Genomic DNA, 15834 nt, shown 5'->3' on the forward strand with positions numbered 1-15834 from the left:
CGCGAAGGGCCGCCGGACCCGGCCAGGAGGCCGAGTATTCCCCGCTTCACCGATAAGTCAGGTCATAGCATAGGTTTTGGGACTTGTGCCGGTTCCACCAGGCCATAGCGGAGGAAGCCGCCGGTCCACCACGTCGCCCCCGACGGCGCGACCGCGAACGCCTCCAGGCCCGGCTGCCGCTCGGCCCAGTCACGGGCCGCCGCTCCCATGGCGAAGGCCGCCGTGGCCATCGCGTCCGCCCTGGTCAGCGTCTCGGCGACCACGGTGACCGAAACCAGGCCCGTCGCCGGGGCGCCCGTGTGCGGGTTCAGGATGTGCGGGCCGCGCTCGGCCGTCCCCGACGTCGCCACCGCGAGATCACGGCCGGAGACGACCGTGGCCAGCTCGCCGGGGCGGCACGGGTCGGCGACCCCCACCCGCCACGGCCGGCCGGGCTCCGGCTCGCCCGAGACCCGCACGTCGCCGCCGCCGTTGACGCAGTGCCGGGTCGCGCCCGCCGCGCGCAGCAGCGCCGACGCCCGTTCCACCGCCCACCCCTTCACCACGCCGGACGGGTCGAGCCGCCCGCCCGGGGCGCCGGTGAAGTACCCCACGCTGACCGCCGCCGCCTCCTCGCAGAGCGCCAGCACCTCGGCGACCTCCCGCGGGCACTCGGCCAGGGTGATCTCGCCGCGCCCGAGACGGCTGACCGGGCTGTCCACGCGGTAGGTCGAGAACACCGCGTCCACCTGGTGGAGCAGGGCCACCGCCCCGCGCAGGGCCGCGTGCAGTTCCTCGGACGGCTCGTGCCGCAGGTCGAAGGAGAAGACCGTGCCCATGACGCGCTCGACGTGCCGCACTACAGGCCCGCCTTGTCCAGGGCGCTCTGCAGGGATCCGGTGTAGCCCTCGCTGGTGTAGGTCGCGCCGGACACCGTGTCGATCCGGGCGCTCTGCGCCGCCAGCGCCTCCTGGGTGAGGATCGGCACGGCCACGGAGTTGATCTCCCGGTCGCGGGGGTTGGCGTCCGGGACCACCACGGCGTCCACCGCGGTGATCTGCCCGCCCGCGACGGTGATCCGCACCTGGACGGGGCCCCAGCGGGTGTCGACGGCGTCCCCGGTCACCGTGCGCGAGCCCGTGGACGAGCCTGAACCGCCCGACGACGAGCCGGAGCCGCCCGCCCGCGTCCCGGAGTCGCCTCCGGACGAGCCGGAGTCGCTACCGGAGGCGACGGAGCCGTCCTGGGCGGAGGGGGCCGTCGCGGGGGCGATGGCGGCGGGCGGCCGGTCGGCGGAGGCCACGTCGTGGGGTTTGAACGAGAGCAGCAGGATCAGGCCGGCGGCCGTGGCGAGCACGGCGAACGTGGCTCTGCGCATGGGGGCTCCTCGGATCAGGACGCCGGAGACCGGCGGGCGGTCAGAACTCGAAGGACTCGTGGTGGACGCGGCGGCGCGGCACCCCGGCGCGGCGCAGCGCCGCCACGGCGGCCGCCGTCATGCCGGGCGGCCCGCACACGTAGACGTCGTGGTCGCGCAGCCCGGGGACCAGCGAGGCGAGGACCTCGGCCGTGAACGGCTCGCCGATCCGCGCCCTCGGGCCCACCAGATAGTGCACGGCCGCGCCCCGCGCGGCGGCGATGGCCGACAGCTCGTGCTGGAAGACCACGTCCCGCGGGGCGCTCGCCCGGTAGAGCAGGGTGACCTCGCCCGGCACCGTCTCGAACAGCGCCCGGATCGGCGTGATGCCCACCCCGCCGGCGATCATCAGCACCTTGCGACTGGTCGCCCGCCCCGCGGTGAACGCGCCGTACGGGCCCTCAGCCGCCACGCGCGTCCCCGGCCGCAGGCGGGCCAGCGACCGGCTCTGGTCGCCCAGGTCCTTGACCGTGATCCTCAGCTCGTGCGGCGAGGGCGCGGCCGACAGGGAGTACGGATTGGCCGCCCACCACAGGTCCCGGGTGAGGAACCGCCAGCGGAAGAACTGCCCGGCCTCGGCCCTCAGCTCGCCGAGACGGCGCCCGGTCAGGTGGATCGAGACGACGTCCGGGGCCTCGCGCACGACGTGCGTGACCCGTAGCCGGTGCCGGAAGGCCCGCGCCACGGGGGTGAGGAACCGGTACCAGACCAGAAGCGCCCCCACCCCGCCGTACAGCGCGTACCACGCGAGCCGGGCGGCCCGGTTCCCTGCGAACTCCGCGCCGCCGGACAGCTGATGGCCGAACGCCAGCGCCGCGGCCAGATACGTGTAGAAGTGCAGGTAGAACCAGGTCTCGTAGCGCATGCGCGGCCGGATCGCCCGCGCGGACACGACGCCGACGCCGACCAGCAGCAGCACCGCCACCGTCGCCTCCAGCACGTCGGGGTAGGACAGCACCAGGCTCGCCGTCTGGGACACCACCGAGGCGTGGCCGGTGACGGCGTAGCCCCAGATGATCAGCAGGGTGTGCGCGACGGCGAGCCCGACGGTGTACCGCCCGCCCATCGCGTGCCAGCGGGCCAGCCGGTCGGCGCCGAGGCCCCGCTCCAGCGCCGGGACGCGCGCCATGAGCGCGAGCAGCACGACGATCGCGTAGCCGGCCAGCAGCCCGGTGATCCGCCCCGCGTTCGTCAGCCAGTCGCCGATCCCGGCCACCGACGGGGTGTCCGCCCACCACAGCCCGACCACGGCCGCCGCCCCCGCGCCGATGAGCGCCAGGGTCACCGCCGAGACCACGCCCGGACGCACGCCCCGCGCCGGGCGCCGGTCCGGGGCGGAGGTGTGCCGCCCAGGCGCCCGTCCCCGATGGCCGGCGTCGATGGTGGTCACGAAATGCTCCCTTCGTCGGGTTCACCGGCCACCGTGCCAGCGCATTCTCTGCGTTTCCTCTCAGGACGGCCCTTCAGAGGATTCTCAGAGGAATCCCATAGGGTGCGTTGCATTACGGAGAGGACCCTGGGAAAACCATGGAGGAGACCACGAAACCCCCGGTCACGGGCCTGGTGCGCCCCGACGGCACGCCCGTGCGCGTGCTGGTCGTCGACGACGAGCCCGACCTGGCCGAGGTCCTGAGCGCGGTGCTGAGTTACGAGGGCTGGCAGGTGCGGGTGGCGGGCGACGGCGCGTCCGCGCTGAGGACGGCCCGCGAGTTCACCCCCGACGCCGTCGTGCTGGACGTCATGCTGCCCGACATCGGCGGCCTGGAGGTCCTGCGCCGGCTGCGCGCCGAGATCCCCCAGGTCTGCGTGCTCTTCCTCACGGCCAAGGACGCGGTGGAGGACCGCATCGCCGGCATCACCGCGGGCGGCGACGACTACGTGACCAAGCCCTTCAGCCTGGAGGAGGTCCTCGCCCGGTTGCGCGGCCTGCTGCGCCGGGCCGGAATGGCCCGCGCCGGCGACGGGAACAGGCTGGTCGTCGGCGACCTGGTCATGGACGAGGACGCGCGCGAGGTCACCCGGGCCGGGCACCTGGTCGACCTCACCCCGACGGAGTTCGAGCTGCTCCGCTTCCTCATGCGCAACCCCCGGCGGGTGCTCAGCAAGGCGCGGATCCTCGACCGCGTCTGGTCGTACGACTTCGGCGGGCAGGCGCACGTCGTCGAGCTGTACATCTCCTACCTGCGCAGGAAGATCGACGCCGGGGCGCCGCCGCTGATCCACACGGTCCGGGGCGTCGGGTACGTGATCAAACCGGCGTCCGGATGATCCCCGCGCGGACACGGTGGGCACGCGGGCTGCCCGCGACCATGCGAGGCCGGCTCATCGCCGGGCTGCTCGTCCTGCTGGCCTGCGCCTGCGCGGCGGTGGGCGTGGCCAGCTTCCTCGCCCTGGACCGCTCCCTGCTCGCGGGCGTCGACCACCAGCTCGCCCAGTCCAAGGGCAGGTACGCCGCCAGCCTGGAGCACGCCGCCACCCAGCCCGGCGACGACCGGTACGCCGCCCGGGGCGACACGCGGGCCCAGGCGGCGGGCACCTTCGGCGCGCGGGTGCTGAACGGGACGGTGACGCACGCCGGGGTGGTGAGCCCGCGCCGCGACCTGGACGACGTCTCGGCCGCCGGTTCCGCGTTGAGCCTGTCCCCGCGGGATCGGGCCACGCTCGCGGCGCTGCCGGCCGACGGGCACGGGCACAGCGCGAGGCTCTCCTGGCTCGGCGACTACCGGCTGATGGCCGTGCCGGGGGCCGACGGCGACACGCTCGTCACCGGGCTTCCTCTCGTGGAGGCCGAGGGGATCGTCCACCGGCTCCAGGTGGTGGAGGGCGTGGTCTTCGCCGTCGCCCTGCTGGTCACCGGCGTCGCCGGGGCCATGTGGGTGGGCGCCGCGCTGCGCCCGCTGCGCAGGGTGGCAGCCACCGCGCGCGGCGTGACCGAGCTGCCGCTGGCCGACGGCGAGGTCGCGCTGCCGGACGGCGTCCCCTACACCGACCTCCGCACCGAGGTCGGGCAGGTCGGGGCGGCGTTCAACCGGATGCTGGAGCACGTCGGCGACGCCCTGGCCCGCCGGCACGCGGGCGAGCAGCGCCTGCGGACGTTCGCCGCCGACGCCGGCCACGAGCTGCGCACGCCGCTGGCCGCGATCCGCGGGCACGCCGAGCTGGCCCGCCGCCACCCCGGCCCCGTGCCGCCGGAGGTCGGGCGGGCGCTGGACCGGATCCAGGCGGAGTCGGTGCGCATGGGCCGTCTCGTCGAGGACATGCTGCTGCTCGCCCGCCTGGACGCCGGGCGCCCCCTGCGGCGCGACGAGGTGGACCTGACCCGGCTGGTCCTGGACGCCACCGGCGACGCCCGCGTGTCAGGGCCCGATCACCGCTGGCGGCTGGACCTGCCCGAGGAGCCGGTGATGATCCGGGGGGACGCCGACCGGCTCCACCAGGTGCTGGCCAACCTGCTCGACAACGCCCGCAGGCACACCCCGGCGGGCACCACCGTGCTGGTCCGGGCGGGCGCCCCCGCGCGCGAGCCTGTGACGGGCGCCCCCGCGCACGGGCCGGCGGGACCGGCGGGGCTGACGGAGCTTTCGGTGATCGACGACGGGCCCGGAATCCCCGAGGAGCTCGTGGGGGAGATCTTCGAGCGGTTCGTCCGCGCCGACCAGGGCCGGTCGCGGGCCTCGGGCGGCACGGGGCTCGGGCTGGCGATCGTCCGGGCGGTGGTGGCCGCGCACGGCGGCTCGGTCGAGGCCGAGAGCCGTCCCGGCCGCACGGTGTTCCGCATCCTGCTCCCCACGCCGGGGCCGGAGGCCCTGCCCGCGGGGCCGGAGGCCTTCCCCACGTCCGGGACGGGGCACGTGCCGCATCCTTGACCGGCGGTTCTAGTCGATCGGGTGATGTGGACGATCAACGATTCGCCCAGCATGGTGAGGACGCGGCCCAGTTGCGGCCGGGGAGGGGGCGAGGAGATGAACGAGCAACGGCCGGAGCTACCGCGCGACCGGTGGCGAGAGTTCTTCGACGCGATGACCCGCGACTACGAGGGCGCCGACGTGACGATCGAGGAGCTGCGCAAGGATTTCGGCGATCTCTACGAGGCGGAGAGGCTGCCGCTGGCCTACCTGGAGTACGACCCGAAGGACGACCAGTTCTCGGTCGGCGTGGGCGGCCGGGACGGGCGTTACCCGGTGGTGCTGCGCCACGCGGTCGACCACCCCCGGACGATCCTCGCCGACGTCGTCGGGCAGGGGGAGCAGCGGGCCTTCGACGTGTACGACGCCGAGGGCGACCAGACGATCGTGACGGTCTACCTCGTCGAGACGCCCGAGACCGCCTACGCCTGACCGCGCCGGATCTCAGCGCCCGATCTGCAGCGCCGGATCTCAGCGCCCGATCGTCCGTGCCCGGCCGCGTCCGAGGCCAGGTGATCACCCGTGCCCGGCCGGCCCCCGCCTCGCGCCGGGGCGGCCGGCGTGGCAGCGTGAAACCATGGCCGGGCGAGCCGCCCCCGCGCGGCGGCCGGAGCGAGGAGATCGGACGTCCATGGATTTCGAGCTGAACGAGGAGCAGCGGCTGTTCCAGCGCACCATGCGCCAGTTCGTCGACAAGGAGATCGTCCCGGTCGCCTCCGACTGGGAGCGCGAGGGCCGCTACCCGGCGGAGATCGTCGAGGGCTTCGCGCGGCTCGGGCTGTTCGGCGTCACGGTCCCCGAGCGGTACGGCGGCCTGGACCTGGACCGGGTGTCGTTCGCCCTGGTCTTCGAGGAGATCTCCCGCGGCTGGATGGGCGTGGCCGGCGTCCTCGGCTCCCACTCCCTGTCGACATGGATGATCGCCAGGTACGGCACTGAGGAGCAGCGCGAGGCGTACCTGCCGGCGCTGGCCACCGGCGAGCGGCGCACGGGCATCGCCCTGACCGAGCCGGGCGCGGGCACCGACCTGCAGGGCATCCGGACCCGGGCGGTCCGCGAGGGCGGCGAGTACGTGATCCACGGCACCAAGACGTGGATCACCAACGCCCGGCACGCCGACCCGCTGCCCGTCCTGGTGAAGACCTCCGTCACCGAGCCCGCCCACAAGGGCATGTCGGTGCTGCTCGTGGACGCCGACCGCGGCTTCACCATCAGCCGCGACCTGCCCAAGCTCGGCTACAAGGGCACCGAGACGTGCGAGGTGGTCCTGGACGGGGTCCGCGTGCCGGCCTCGGCGCTGCTCGGCGGCGTGGAGGGGCGCGGCATGCAGCAGGTGCTGTCCGCCCTCGAACTCGGCCGTATCAACATCGCGGCCCGCGCGGTCGGGGTGTCCCAGAGCGCCTACGAGGCGGCGCTGGCCTATGCCAAGGAGCGCAACGCCTTCGGCCGTCCCATCGCCGAGTTCCAGGCGATCCAGCTCAAGCTCGCCGACATGGCCACCGAGATCCAGGCGGCCCGCCTGATGACGTACTGGGCGGCCAGGCGCTCGGAGGCCGGGGCGGTGAACGCCGAGGCCGCGATGGCCAAGTACTTCGCCTCCGAGGTCGCGGTCAGGACCACGATGGAGGCGATGCGCGTCCACGGCGGGTACGGGTACTCGCAGGAGTTCGTGGTCGAGCGGTTGTACCGGGACGCGCCGCTGATGGCCATCGGCGAGGGCACCAACGACGTGCAGCGCATCGTGATCGCCCGCGCGCTGGTGTCCGGGGACGCGAAGGTGGGCTGGTGAGCGCCGCCGCCGGGACGGTGCCCGGCTGCCCGTTCTGCGAGATCGCCGCCGGTGCGCTGCCCGCGCACGTCGTGCACGCCGACGACGTCGCCGTGGCGTTCCTCGACGCGCGCCCGGTGTTCAAGGGGCACGTCCTCGTCGTCCCGAGGACGCACGTCGAGACCCTCACCGACCTGCCGGTGGAGGCGGTCGGCCCGTTCTTCACGCGGGTGCGGGCGCTCGCGCGCGCGGTGGAGGACGGGCTCGCGGCGGCGGGCACGTTCGTGGCGATGAACAACAAGGTCAGCCAGAGCGTGCCGCACCTGCACGCGCACATCGTACCCCGCAACCGCAAGGACGGCCTGCGCGGCTTCTTCTGGCCGAGAGTCAAATACGAAGACGACACCGAAGCCGCCACCTACGCCAAAAGAATCCGCGAGACCCTTGAAGCCACCCCATAGCGTGCCGGATGACGGGCGGCGCCCGGCACGCAAACGTGATGTTCGCCTATAAGGAGGGAACGACGACCCGCACAACAGCCCATGCAACTGTCGGCTGGTGAGGCTCAGAGCGGAGCGGGTCCAAGGGCGGCGACGCCGAAGGGTTCGCTGATATCCGCCCGCGCCGGATCTGGGCATCGGCCGCGGTGGTTCAGAGTGGCCCGATCCCGCGCGGCCTGTGTGAGGCGGAGTTCGCCGAGGCTGCCTGACCTCCCCTTGCCGCGCTTCGCGCCGGCCCCTCCGCTACGGTGCGGGCGGGCCTGAATTTCCGGCTGATTTCCCGCGTACGCAGGAGGCCGAGGTGCGCGAAGATGGCTTCCCGACGCCTCGTCAGCGGACGTGCGTTGCGGGGGCGCGACTACCCCAGTGGCCCCGCGCAGCCATGCATGTTGAGTGAGTCCTGTAAGGAGCCCTGTGAGCACGCTCGGTAGTTTCATCTGGTCGATCGCCGACCAGCTTCGGGGACCCTACCGCCCCAACCAGTACGGGAACGTGATCCTCCCGTTCACGATCCTTCGGCGCCTCGACTGCATCCTGGAGCCGGACCGCGAGACCGTCCGAGCCCTGGCCGCGGCGTACGAAAACCCGGCCCGGCTCCGGATGGAGGTCAAGAAGGCCACCGGCCGGCCGTTCTACAACACCTCGAAGTACAGCTTCGACAACCTTCTGAAGGACGCGGACGGGCTCGAGGACAACCTCGTCGACTACATCGACCGGTTCTCCGTCGATGTCGATGTGTTCGAGTACTTCGACTTCAAGAAGGAGATCATCGCCCTGGAGAGGGCCGGTCTCCTGCGCGAGATCGTGAAGTCCTTCGGCGCCGTCGACCTGCACCCCGATGTCGTGTCCAACGCCGACATGGGCGACGCGTTCGAGTACATCATCCGCAAGTTCAACGAGGCCGCGAACGAGACCTCCGGTGACCACTACACGCCGCGTGACGCGATCCGGCTGCTGGTCGACCTGCTCTTCGCCGAAAAGGACGCCGACCTGTCTGAGGCACTCATCGTTCGCACACTCTACGACCCCACCGCCGGCACCGGCGGCATGCTCGCCCTGGCCGAGGAGCACCTGCTCGCACAGAACCCGGACGCCCGGCTGAGCCTGTACGGCCAGGAGTACAACCCCCAGTCGTACGCGATCTGCAAGTCCGACCTGCTCGCCAAGGGCCACGACGCGTCCAACATCGCCTTCGGCAACACGCTGACCGACGACGCCTTCAAGGGCCGCCAGTTCGACTTCTGCATGTCCAATCCGCCGTACGGCGTCGACTGGAAGCAGTACGCCAAGGCCGTCACCAAGGAGAAAGCGGAGGCCGGGCCGTACGGCCGGTTCGCGCCGGGCCTGCCCGCCACCTCGGACGGGCAGATGCTGTTCCTGCTGCACCTGGCGCACAAGATGCGCGCCCCCGAGGACGGCGGCGGCCGGGCCGGGATCATCATGAACGGTTCGCCGCTCTTCAACGGCGCCGCCGAGTCCGGCCCGTCCAACATCCGCAAGTGGCTGCTGGAGAACGACCTGGTCGACGCGATCGTCGCGCTGCCGACCAACATGTTCTTCAACACCGGCATCGCCACCTACATCTGGATCCTCGACAACGACAAGCACCCCGCCCGCAAGGGCGTGGTCCAGCTCATCGACGGCACGTCGTTCTGGACCAAGATGCGCAAGAACCTCGGTTCCAAGGGCCGCGAGATCAGCGACACCGACCGCGCCCAGGTCGTGCGGCTGTACGCCGACTTCACCGACGCCGACCCAGACTTCTCAAAGGTGCTGCGCACCGACGAGTTCGGCTACTGGGCCATCACCGTCGAGCGGCCACTTCTGGACGAGGACGGCAACCCCGTCGTCGACCGCAAGGGCACCCCGAAGCCCGACCCCAAGAAGCGCGACACCGAGAACGTGCCCTTCACCTACGGCGGCTCGACCGCCGGCGCCGCGGCCAAGGCCGAGGTCATCCAGGCGTACTTCGACACCGAGGTGAAGCCGCACGTGCCGGACGCCTGGATCGACTGGGCCAAGACCAAGGTCGGCTACGAGATCCCCTTCACCCGCCACTTCTACAAGTACGTCCCGCCCCGCCCTCTCGCCGAGATCGACGCCGACCTGGAAAAGCAGGTCGCCAAGATCCTCGATCTGCTGCGGGAGGTCGAGCAGTGACCAACGCCCACACCGATCTAGCGCCAGCCTGGACCGCCTCGATTCCACGCCACTGGTGCTGGATGCGGAACAAGGTGCTGCTGTTCGAGGCGCAAACGCTGTCGACGGACGGCTCTGAGGAACTTCTCAGTGTCTCGCACCTAACTGGAGTCGGTCCCCGATCGGAGAAGAATGTCACGATGACGGAGGCCGAGAGCCTCGAGGGATACCGTGTTGTCGAGCAAGGTGACCTCGTCATCAACACGATGTGGGCCTGGATGGGCGCTCTTGGCGTCGCTCGGCATGCAGGCATCGTGAGCCCGGCTTATGGTGTCTACCGGCCGCGCCCCGCGGCACCGTTCGAGCCGAGATTCTTCGACTATCTGTATCGCTCGACTGAGTACGTGATGGAAATGACTCGGATCTCTCGGGGGATCTGGTCGTCGCGGCTTCGCCTCTACCCAGAGGTCTTCCTTCGCATGGCGGTTCCGGTGCCGCCACTGGAGGAGCAACGCGCCATCGCCGACTACCTCGACCGCGAGACTGCCCGCATTGACACGCTCATCGAAGAGCAGCAGCGTCTGATCGTGATGCTCCGCGAGCGTCGCGAGGCAGTCATCGGTGCCGCCTTCCTCGACGCTCAGGCTCAGCAGCCGCTGAAACGCGTAGTCCGGGACGTCACCGTCGGTATCGTCGTGCAGCCTTCCCGGTGGTACGTAGAGGACGGCGTACCTGCCCTGCGCGGCCTCAACATCAACCGAGGTTCTGTTTCTACTCGTGACCTGGTGTACATCTCCGCTGAAGGGGACGCCGCAAACCCCAAGTCCCGCCTCAATGGGGGGGATGTTGTCGTCGTCCGAACTGGTCAGGCTGGTGCAGCCGCCAAGGTCCCTGAATCGCTTGATGGTGCCAACGCCATTGATATCCTCATAATTCGTCCGGGGACGGGAACTGACGCAGACTTCCTCGTCTGGTACCTCAACTCTCCTGTGGCCGCTTCCCATATTGATGAAGGCTCCGTTGGAGCACTCCAAGGGCACTTCAACGTTGGGGCTCTGCGCGAGTTGCCGTTCCCGACCATCTCTCTGGATTCGCAGCGCCGGATTGCTATTGACTTGGATACGAAAGTCTCTGCTATCGATGCCTTGATTGCGGAAACCGAGCGGTTCATCGAGCTCTCGCGGGAGCGCCGAGCCGCGCTGATCACGGCGGCGGTGACCGGCCAGATCGACGTACGAGGAGCCGTGTGATGGCCGACCACAACGAGGTTGTCTTCGAGACCGAGATCTGTGAGTACCTCGCAGCGCACGGCTGGCTGTACTCAGCCAACGACACCGGATATGACCGGGAGCGAGCGCTGTTCCCCGAGGATCTGTTCGCGTGGCTGGAGGCGACGCAGAAGGCGGCGTACGAGAAGGCGTTGAAGGCGGCTGGGTCGCAGGCGAAGTTCCTCGACGTGCTGGTCACGGTGTTGGACAAGCCGCTGGAGCACGGCGGCGGGATGCTGAACATCCTTCGTACCGGAGTGCTGTACATCGGTGGTGGCCGTTTGAAGATGGCACAGTTCCGGCCCGAGACGACGCTGAACGAGACGACGAACGCCGAGTATGCGGCGATGCGCGTGCGGGTGATGCGCCAGGTACATTTCTCGACCGCCGACAAGCGCAGCATCGACCTGGTGTTCTTCGTCAACGGGCTCCCGGTCGCCACGGTGGAGCTGAAGACCGACTTCACGCAGTCGCTGGACGAGGCGATCCAGCAGTACCGCAAGGAACGCAACCCACTGACCAGCGGCCGAGTCGAGCCGCTGCTGTCGTTCGGGCACCGGGCGCTGGTCCACTTCGCGGTGTCCAACGACCGGGCCGCGATGACGACCCGGCTCGAAGGCGACAAGACGCACTTCCTGCCGTTCGACACCGGCTTCGAAGACGGTGCCGGGAATCCGCCCGGTGTGGACGGGAAGTCGGCGACGGCGTACCTGTGGGAGCGGGTCTGGGAGAAGCACGCGTGGCTCAACATCATCGGCCGGCTGATGATCGTGGAGACCAAGGAGGAGTGGGACGTCGCGACCGGCACATCGGTGCGCCGTACGAGCATGCTGTTCCCCCGGTTCCACCAGTGGGAGGCGGTCACGAACATCGTGGCCGCCGTGACCGACGAGGGTGTTGGCCAGCGCTACCTGATTGAGCACTCCGCAGGGTCGGGGAAGACGAACACGATCGCCTGGACGGCGCACCGTCTCGCGCGGCTCCACGTCGATGATGAGAAGGTCTTCGACTCGGTCATTGTGGTCGTCGACCGCACGGTGCTCGACGGGCAGCTTCAGGACGCGATCCGGCAGATCGACGGCACCGGGAAGATCGTCGCGACGATCAGCCCCGAGGACGTGCGCAAGGCCGGCGCGAAGTCGAAGTCCGGTCTCCTGGCCCAGGCGCTGAAGAACGGCGAGTTGATCATCGCGGTGACGGTGCAGACCTTCCCGCACGCCCTCGATGAGATCCGGGCCGACTCCGGCCTGAAGGGCAAGCGGTTCGCTGTTATCGCCGACGAGGCGCACTCCTCGCAGTCGGGGCAGATCTCCTCGAAGCTGAAGCAGGTCCTGACCGCCGAGGAGATCAAGGAGATCGAAGACGGTGGCTCGGTCGACGTCGAGGCGATCCTGGCGGCGGAGATGACCGAGCGGGCCGAGTCGGAGAACATCTCCTACTTCGCCTTCACCGCGACGCCGAAGAACAAGACTCTGGACCTGTTCGGCCGCCAGGGTCCGGGCGGCAAGCGCGAGTTCCACCTGTACTCGATGAAGCAGGCGATCGAGGAGGGCTACATCCTCGACGTGCTCAAGGGCTACCAGTCCTACGACACCGCGTTGAAGATCGCCGGTAAGGCCGAGAGCGGTGACGGTGGCGAGGTCGAGGAGTCGGCCGCGCGCAAGGGGCTGATGCGATGGGTGCAGCTCCACCCGACCAACATCAGCCAGAAGGTCGAGATCATCGTCGAGCACTTCCACGTCAACGTCGCCCACCTGCTGGAGGGCAGGGCGAAGGCGATGGTCGTCACCGACTCGCGCAAGGCCGCGGTGAAGTACCGGAAGGCGATCGAGGCCTACATCGCCAAGCGGGCCGCCGAGGACGCGTCGTACAACTACCGGACTTTAGTCGCCTTCTCCGGGTCGGTGTCGATGACCGAGAAGGACGAGTGGAGCCAGGACTGGGGGCCGAGGCCGCCGGAGGACGACGACTTCACCGAGGCCAAGATGAACCCCGGAGCGGGCGCCGATTTAGCCGCCGCGTTCAAGGGCGACACGTACAAGATCATGGTGGTCGCCAACAAGTTCCAGACCGGCTTCGACCAGCCGCTGCTCTCGGCGATGTACGTCGACAGAAAGCTCTCCGGGGTCACCGCCGTCCAGACGCTCTCCCGGCTCAACCGAACTCACCGCACCGCCGGAGGGGAGCAGAAGACCAAGACGTTCGTCATCGACTTCGCCAACAAGCCCGACGACATCCGGGCCGCCTTCGAGCCGTACTTCACCAACGCCACTTTGGAGACCGAGACCGACCCGTACGTCGTTGTCCACCTTGCGAACAAGCTCGCCCAGGCGGGGATCTACACCGAGGAGCAGGTCCGCCAGGTCGCCGAGCTGTGGGTCGCCCGCAAGGGCAACAACGCGCTCTCGGCGGCGATCAGCCCAGCTCAGCATGACTTCCGGCGTCGCTACGCGGCGGCGATCGAGGCCGAGGACAAGGTCACGCTCAACACCCTCGATCTGTTCCGCAAGGACGTCTCCACCTACGTGCGGCTCTATGACTTCATGAGCCAGATCGTCAACTACGCCGACCCGTACATGGAGATGCTCTCGATCTTCCTCCGGCTTCTGGAGAGGGTCATCGCCGAGTCCTCGTGGAGCGCCGATGTCGACCTGTCGGACGTGGTCCTGGTCGGTGTGAAGCACAACAAGGCGATCGCGGTCGACATCTCGCTGACCGGAGACGGCGCGCTGAAGGGGATCAGCGCGGCGGGCACCGGCACCAGGAAGGAGCCGAAGTACGTCGCGCTCCAGGTCGTCATCGACAAGATGAACGACCTCTTCGGTGCCGAGTCGTTCGCCGAGTCCCAGATCCGGGAGTTCGTGCAGGGGCTCGTGCAGCGACTGCTCACCGACCCGGACCTGATCCAGCAGACCCGGGTGAACTCGAAGAAGCAGTTCATGGAGTCGCAGGACTTCCAGGCGGCCGTCACCGAGGCCGTCGCCGACAACCAGCAGGCGCACAACACCATGGCCGACTACTTCTTCACCGACGGGCTTGCGATCAAAGGGATCATCGTGGCGCTCGCCGACGCGTTCTACGAGGCCGCGTTCTACGAGGCCGCGATCGACGTGGAGGCAGATCGGCTTGCCGAGGGTGTTGACCTCCACCCCTCGTAACCCGGTCATCAAGCCTCCCCGTGAAGTCCACACAGCGCTTGTACTCCTCGTCGCTGGTGAGGACCGCGACAAGCGGCCGGTCCGCCGGTCGCCCTGTCACCTGCCGATCAGGGGGATGCCCAGGGAGGCGAGTTCCTCGTCTAGGGTGCGGACGTGTTTGTTGGTCGCCCATGGGTCGAGGCGGGCGCGGGTCTGGCGGACGGTGTCGGCCAGGCGTCCGGAGCTGTGCCCTACGGTGATCTGGGCCGCCTGGCCGATCTTGTCGGTGGCGGCGGCTATTTCCCGCTTGTCGATCAGGGCCTCGGCGTACTCCAGCAGGGTTCTGCCGCGTGCGGATTTGCGCATGCCCGATGCCAGGGCTCGTTCTGCCGTACGGATCGCGTCGTCCGGACGTCCCCAGGCGACCATGCAGGCCGCCGTGTGCCGTTCGACGCCTGCGGCCGTCCACCAGTAGAGGTAGGCGGGATCAGCTTCGGTTCTCGGCCGTTCGGCCAGATGGCGCGACAGGACGAGTGCGTGTTCGCTGTCGCGGGCACTGCCGTTCGCGGCCAGGATCCGCGCGAGGTCCACGGCGTGTACCGATCGGAGCAGGGTGCTCGGGCTTTTCTGTGCCCAGCCTTGGGCGGCGTAGATGTGGTCGAGAGCCTCGCCGTTAAGGCCCAGGAATCGTGACATGTTCGCCAGGCAGGTGTGTAGGTAGGCGATGAGGGTGGGGTCGCGGATCTGGTGGGCGGCGGTCAGGCCCTCCCGGTAGCGCTGGCGGGCTCCGGTGTGGTCGAGGAGGTCGTGGTGGAGCCAGCCGGAGAGCTGGCTGAGTTCGGCGTAGGCGCGGATGAGGCGGTCGCGGAGGGCGGGGAGGAGCGACTCGCGGCGCAGCAGGTCGGCGACGAGGGCCCGCTGGCCGTCCACGACGGGCAGGACCCTGGCGGGGCCGAACTCGTCGTCCAGGCGGCGGCAGCGGGCGGTGAGCTTCTCGATCAGCTCCACGGTGGCGGCGTCTACCCGAGTAGCGGATCGGATGGCGGTGGCCAGCCGGTCTTTCTCCGGTGGGGACAGGTGGCGCAGGAGCACCAGGGCGGGGGCGCCGCCGAGCGCCAGGGCCAGTTCGAAGAGCAGGTCACGGCGCTTCACATCGGCCTCCTCGGCTGTGAGGGCACGCAGCAGCGCGGCGCAGTCCTTGTAGCCGGGAACCGGGATCGCCGGGCGTGCCGCTTCCACTTGCTCACCCATGGTGACATGCCCGGGAAGGGCGGCCGGGACGGCAGAGGGCCGCTGGGGGCTGAGGGACGAACGGTGGTCGGTGCGGTCGATGAGGTCGCGGTCGCGCACGCTGTAGGAGGCGTAGACCCGGTCGCCGACCAGGCGGCGGGCGGTGGTCTGGTAGACGTGCGCGAACAGGGCGATGGTGCGGGCGGTCGGGCGCATGCCACGCTGCGGCCAGTGCTCGAACTCGTACAGCCGTGACTCGCGCAGCGCGGCGGTGCCCGCCGGGTCGAGGTCGTTGTACCGCGCGGCGGCCTCGGCGGCGGTCAGCCCGTAGGCGTAGCGGTACAGGCGTAGCGGGCTGACATCGTGGCAGACCGAGAACAGGTCGGCGATCTGGTCATGGGTGTAGCCCATGGCGCGCAGCGCCTCGCCGCGTCGCCGGCATTCCAGCAGGATGTGGATTCCCTCGCCCGACATGGCCGTGTGCCTCCCCG

12 protein-coding genes are annotated in these 15834 nt (G+C 69.9%); 8 read left to right on the forward strand and 4 right to left on the reverse strand.

Annotation, left to right across the window (positions count from 1 at the left end):
- Positions 1-62: 62 nt before the first annotated feature.
- Genes DQ384_RS20655 through DQ384_RS20665 form a run of 3 tightly spaced genes read right to left on the reverse strand, consistent with a single transcriptional unit; the run spans position 63 to position 2786 of the window.
- A complete protein-coding gene (locus DQ384_RS20655) occupies positions 63-839 on the reverse strand; it encodes an FAD:protein FMN transferase (RefSeq protein ID WP_245966650.1) in 777 nt (258 codons plus the stop codon).
- A complete protein-coding gene (locus DQ384_RS20660) occupies positions 839-1357 on the reverse strand; it encodes an FMN-binding protein (protein WP_114030493.1) in 519 nt (172 codons plus the stop codon). Before DQ384_RS20660 ends, DQ384_RS20655 begins: the two co-directional genes overlap by 1 nt.
- A gap of 40 nt (positions 1358-1397) precedes the next feature.
- Entirely contained in the window at positions 1398-2786 is a 1389-nt protein-coding gene (locus tag DQ384_RS20665) for a ferredoxin reductase family protein (protein ID WP_245966651.1), read from the reverse strand.
- Between the two features lie 137 nt (positions 2787-2923).
- Here DQ384_RS20665 and DQ384_RS20670 point away from each other — a divergent pair, with 137 nt between their 5' ends.
- The 8 genes from DQ384_RS20670 (at position 2924) to DQ384_RS20705 (ending at position 14134) form a co-directional block, all read left to right on the forward strand.
- On the forward strand, positions 2924-3664 hold the full coding sequence (locus DQ384_RS20670; RefSeq protein ID WP_114030494.1) for a response regulator transcription factor: 741 nt from the start codon (positions 2924-2926) through the stop codon (positions 3662-3664).
- A gap of 41 nt (positions 3665-3705) precedes the next feature.
- Entirely contained in the window at positions 3706-5262 is a 1557-nt protein-coding gene (locus tag DQ384_RS20675) for a sensor histidine kinase (RefSeq protein WP_220183036.1), read from the forward strand.
- Between the two features lie 96 nt (positions 5263-5358).
- Positions 5359-5733, forward strand: coding sequence for a DUF5335 family protein (locus DQ384_RS20680; RefSeq protein ID WP_114030496.1), 375 nt, complete (start codon positions 5359-5361; stop codon positions 5731-5733).
- A 199-nt stretch (positions 5734-5932) separates the two neighbouring features.
- Positions 5933-7090 carry an acyl-CoA dehydrogenase family protein gene (locus DQ384_RS20685; protein WP_114030497.1) on the forward strand — a complete coding sequence of 386 codons (1158 nt, stop codon included), beginning with the start codon at positions 5933-5935 and terminating at the stop codon, positions 7088-7090.
- Positions 7087-7530 carry an HIT family protein gene (locus DQ384_RS20690; RefSeq protein WP_245966652.1) on the forward strand — a complete coding sequence of 148 codons (444 nt, stop codon included), beginning with the start codon at positions 7087-7089 and terminating at the stop codon, positions 7528-7530. Before DQ384_RS20685 ends, DQ384_RS20690 begins: the two co-directional genes overlap by 4 nt.
- Positions 7531-7983: 453 nt before the next feature.
- Positions 7984-9729 carry a type I restriction-modification system subunit M gene (locus tag DQ384_RS20695; protein ID WP_114030498.1) on the forward strand — a complete coding sequence of 582 codons (1746 nt, stop codon included), beginning with the start codon at positions 7984-7986 and terminating at the stop codon, positions 9727-9729.
- Between the two features lie 74 nt (positions 9730-9803).
- The gene (locus DQ384_RS20700; RefSeq protein ID WP_114030499.1) at positions 9804-10958 is read left to right on the forward strand and encodes a restriction endonuclease subunit S domain-containing protein; all 1155 of its coding nucleotides are present in this window, start codon (positions 9804-9806) and stop codon (positions 10956-10958) included.
- Positions 10958-14134, forward strand: coding sequence for a type I restriction endonuclease subunit R (locus tag DQ384_RS20705; RefSeq protein ID WP_114030500.1), 3177 nt, complete (start codon positions 10958-10960; stop codon positions 14132-14134). The genes DQ384_RS20700 and DQ384_RS20705 overlap by 1 nt, the downstream gene beginning before the upstream one ends.
- A 96-nt stretch (positions 14135-14230) precedes the next feature.
- Here DQ384_RS20705 and DQ384_RS41350 read toward each other — a convergent pair whose 3' ends face one another.
- Positions 14231-15817, reverse strand: coding sequence for an NsdA family TPR-like regulatory protein (locus tag DQ384_RS41350; protein WP_181871310.1), 1587 nt, complete (start codon positions 15815-15817; stop codon positions 14231-14233).
- Positions 15818-15834 lie beyond the last annotated feature (17 nt).

The organism is Sphaerisporangium album (assembly GCF_003323745.1).
GTDB classification, from domain to species: domain Bacteria; phylum Actinomycetota; class Actinomycetes; order Streptosporangiales; family Streptosporangiaceae; genus Sphaerisporangium; species Sphaerisporangium album.

What these genes read in the sequence shown, in the direction of transcription:
- DQ384_RS20675 (WP_220183036.1), top strand. Translation starts at nt 3,706, where the DNA reads ATGCGAGGCCGGCTCATCGCCGGGCTGCTCGTCCTGCTGGCCTGCGCC.
- DQ384_RS20670 (WP_114030494.1), top strand. Translation starts at nt 2,924, where the DNA reads ATGGAGGAGACCACGAAACCCCCGGTCACGGGCCTGGTGCGCCCCGAC.
- DQ384_RS20685 (WP_114030497.1), top strand. Translation starts at nt 5,933, where the DNA reads ATGGATTTCGAGCTGAACGAGGAGCAGCGGCTGTTCCAGCGCACCATG.
- DQ384_RS20680 (WP_114030496.1), top strand. Translation starts at nt 5,359, where the DNA reads ATGAACGAGCAACGGCCGGAGCTACCGCGCGACCGGTGGCGAGAGTTC.
- DQ384_RS41350 (WP_181871310.1), bottom strand. Translation starts at nt 15,817, where the DNA reads ATGTCGGGCGAGGGAATCCACATCCTGCTGGAATGCCGGCGACGCGGC.
- DQ384_RS20705 (WP_114030500.1), top strand. Translation starts at nt 10,958, where the DNA reads ATGGCCGACCACAACGAGGTTGTCTTCGAGACCGAGATCTGTGAGTAC.
- DQ384_RS20660 (WP_114030493.1), bottom strand. Translation starts at nt 1,357, where the DNA reads ATGCGCAGAGCCACGTTCGCCGTGCTCGCCACGGCCGCCGGCCTGATC.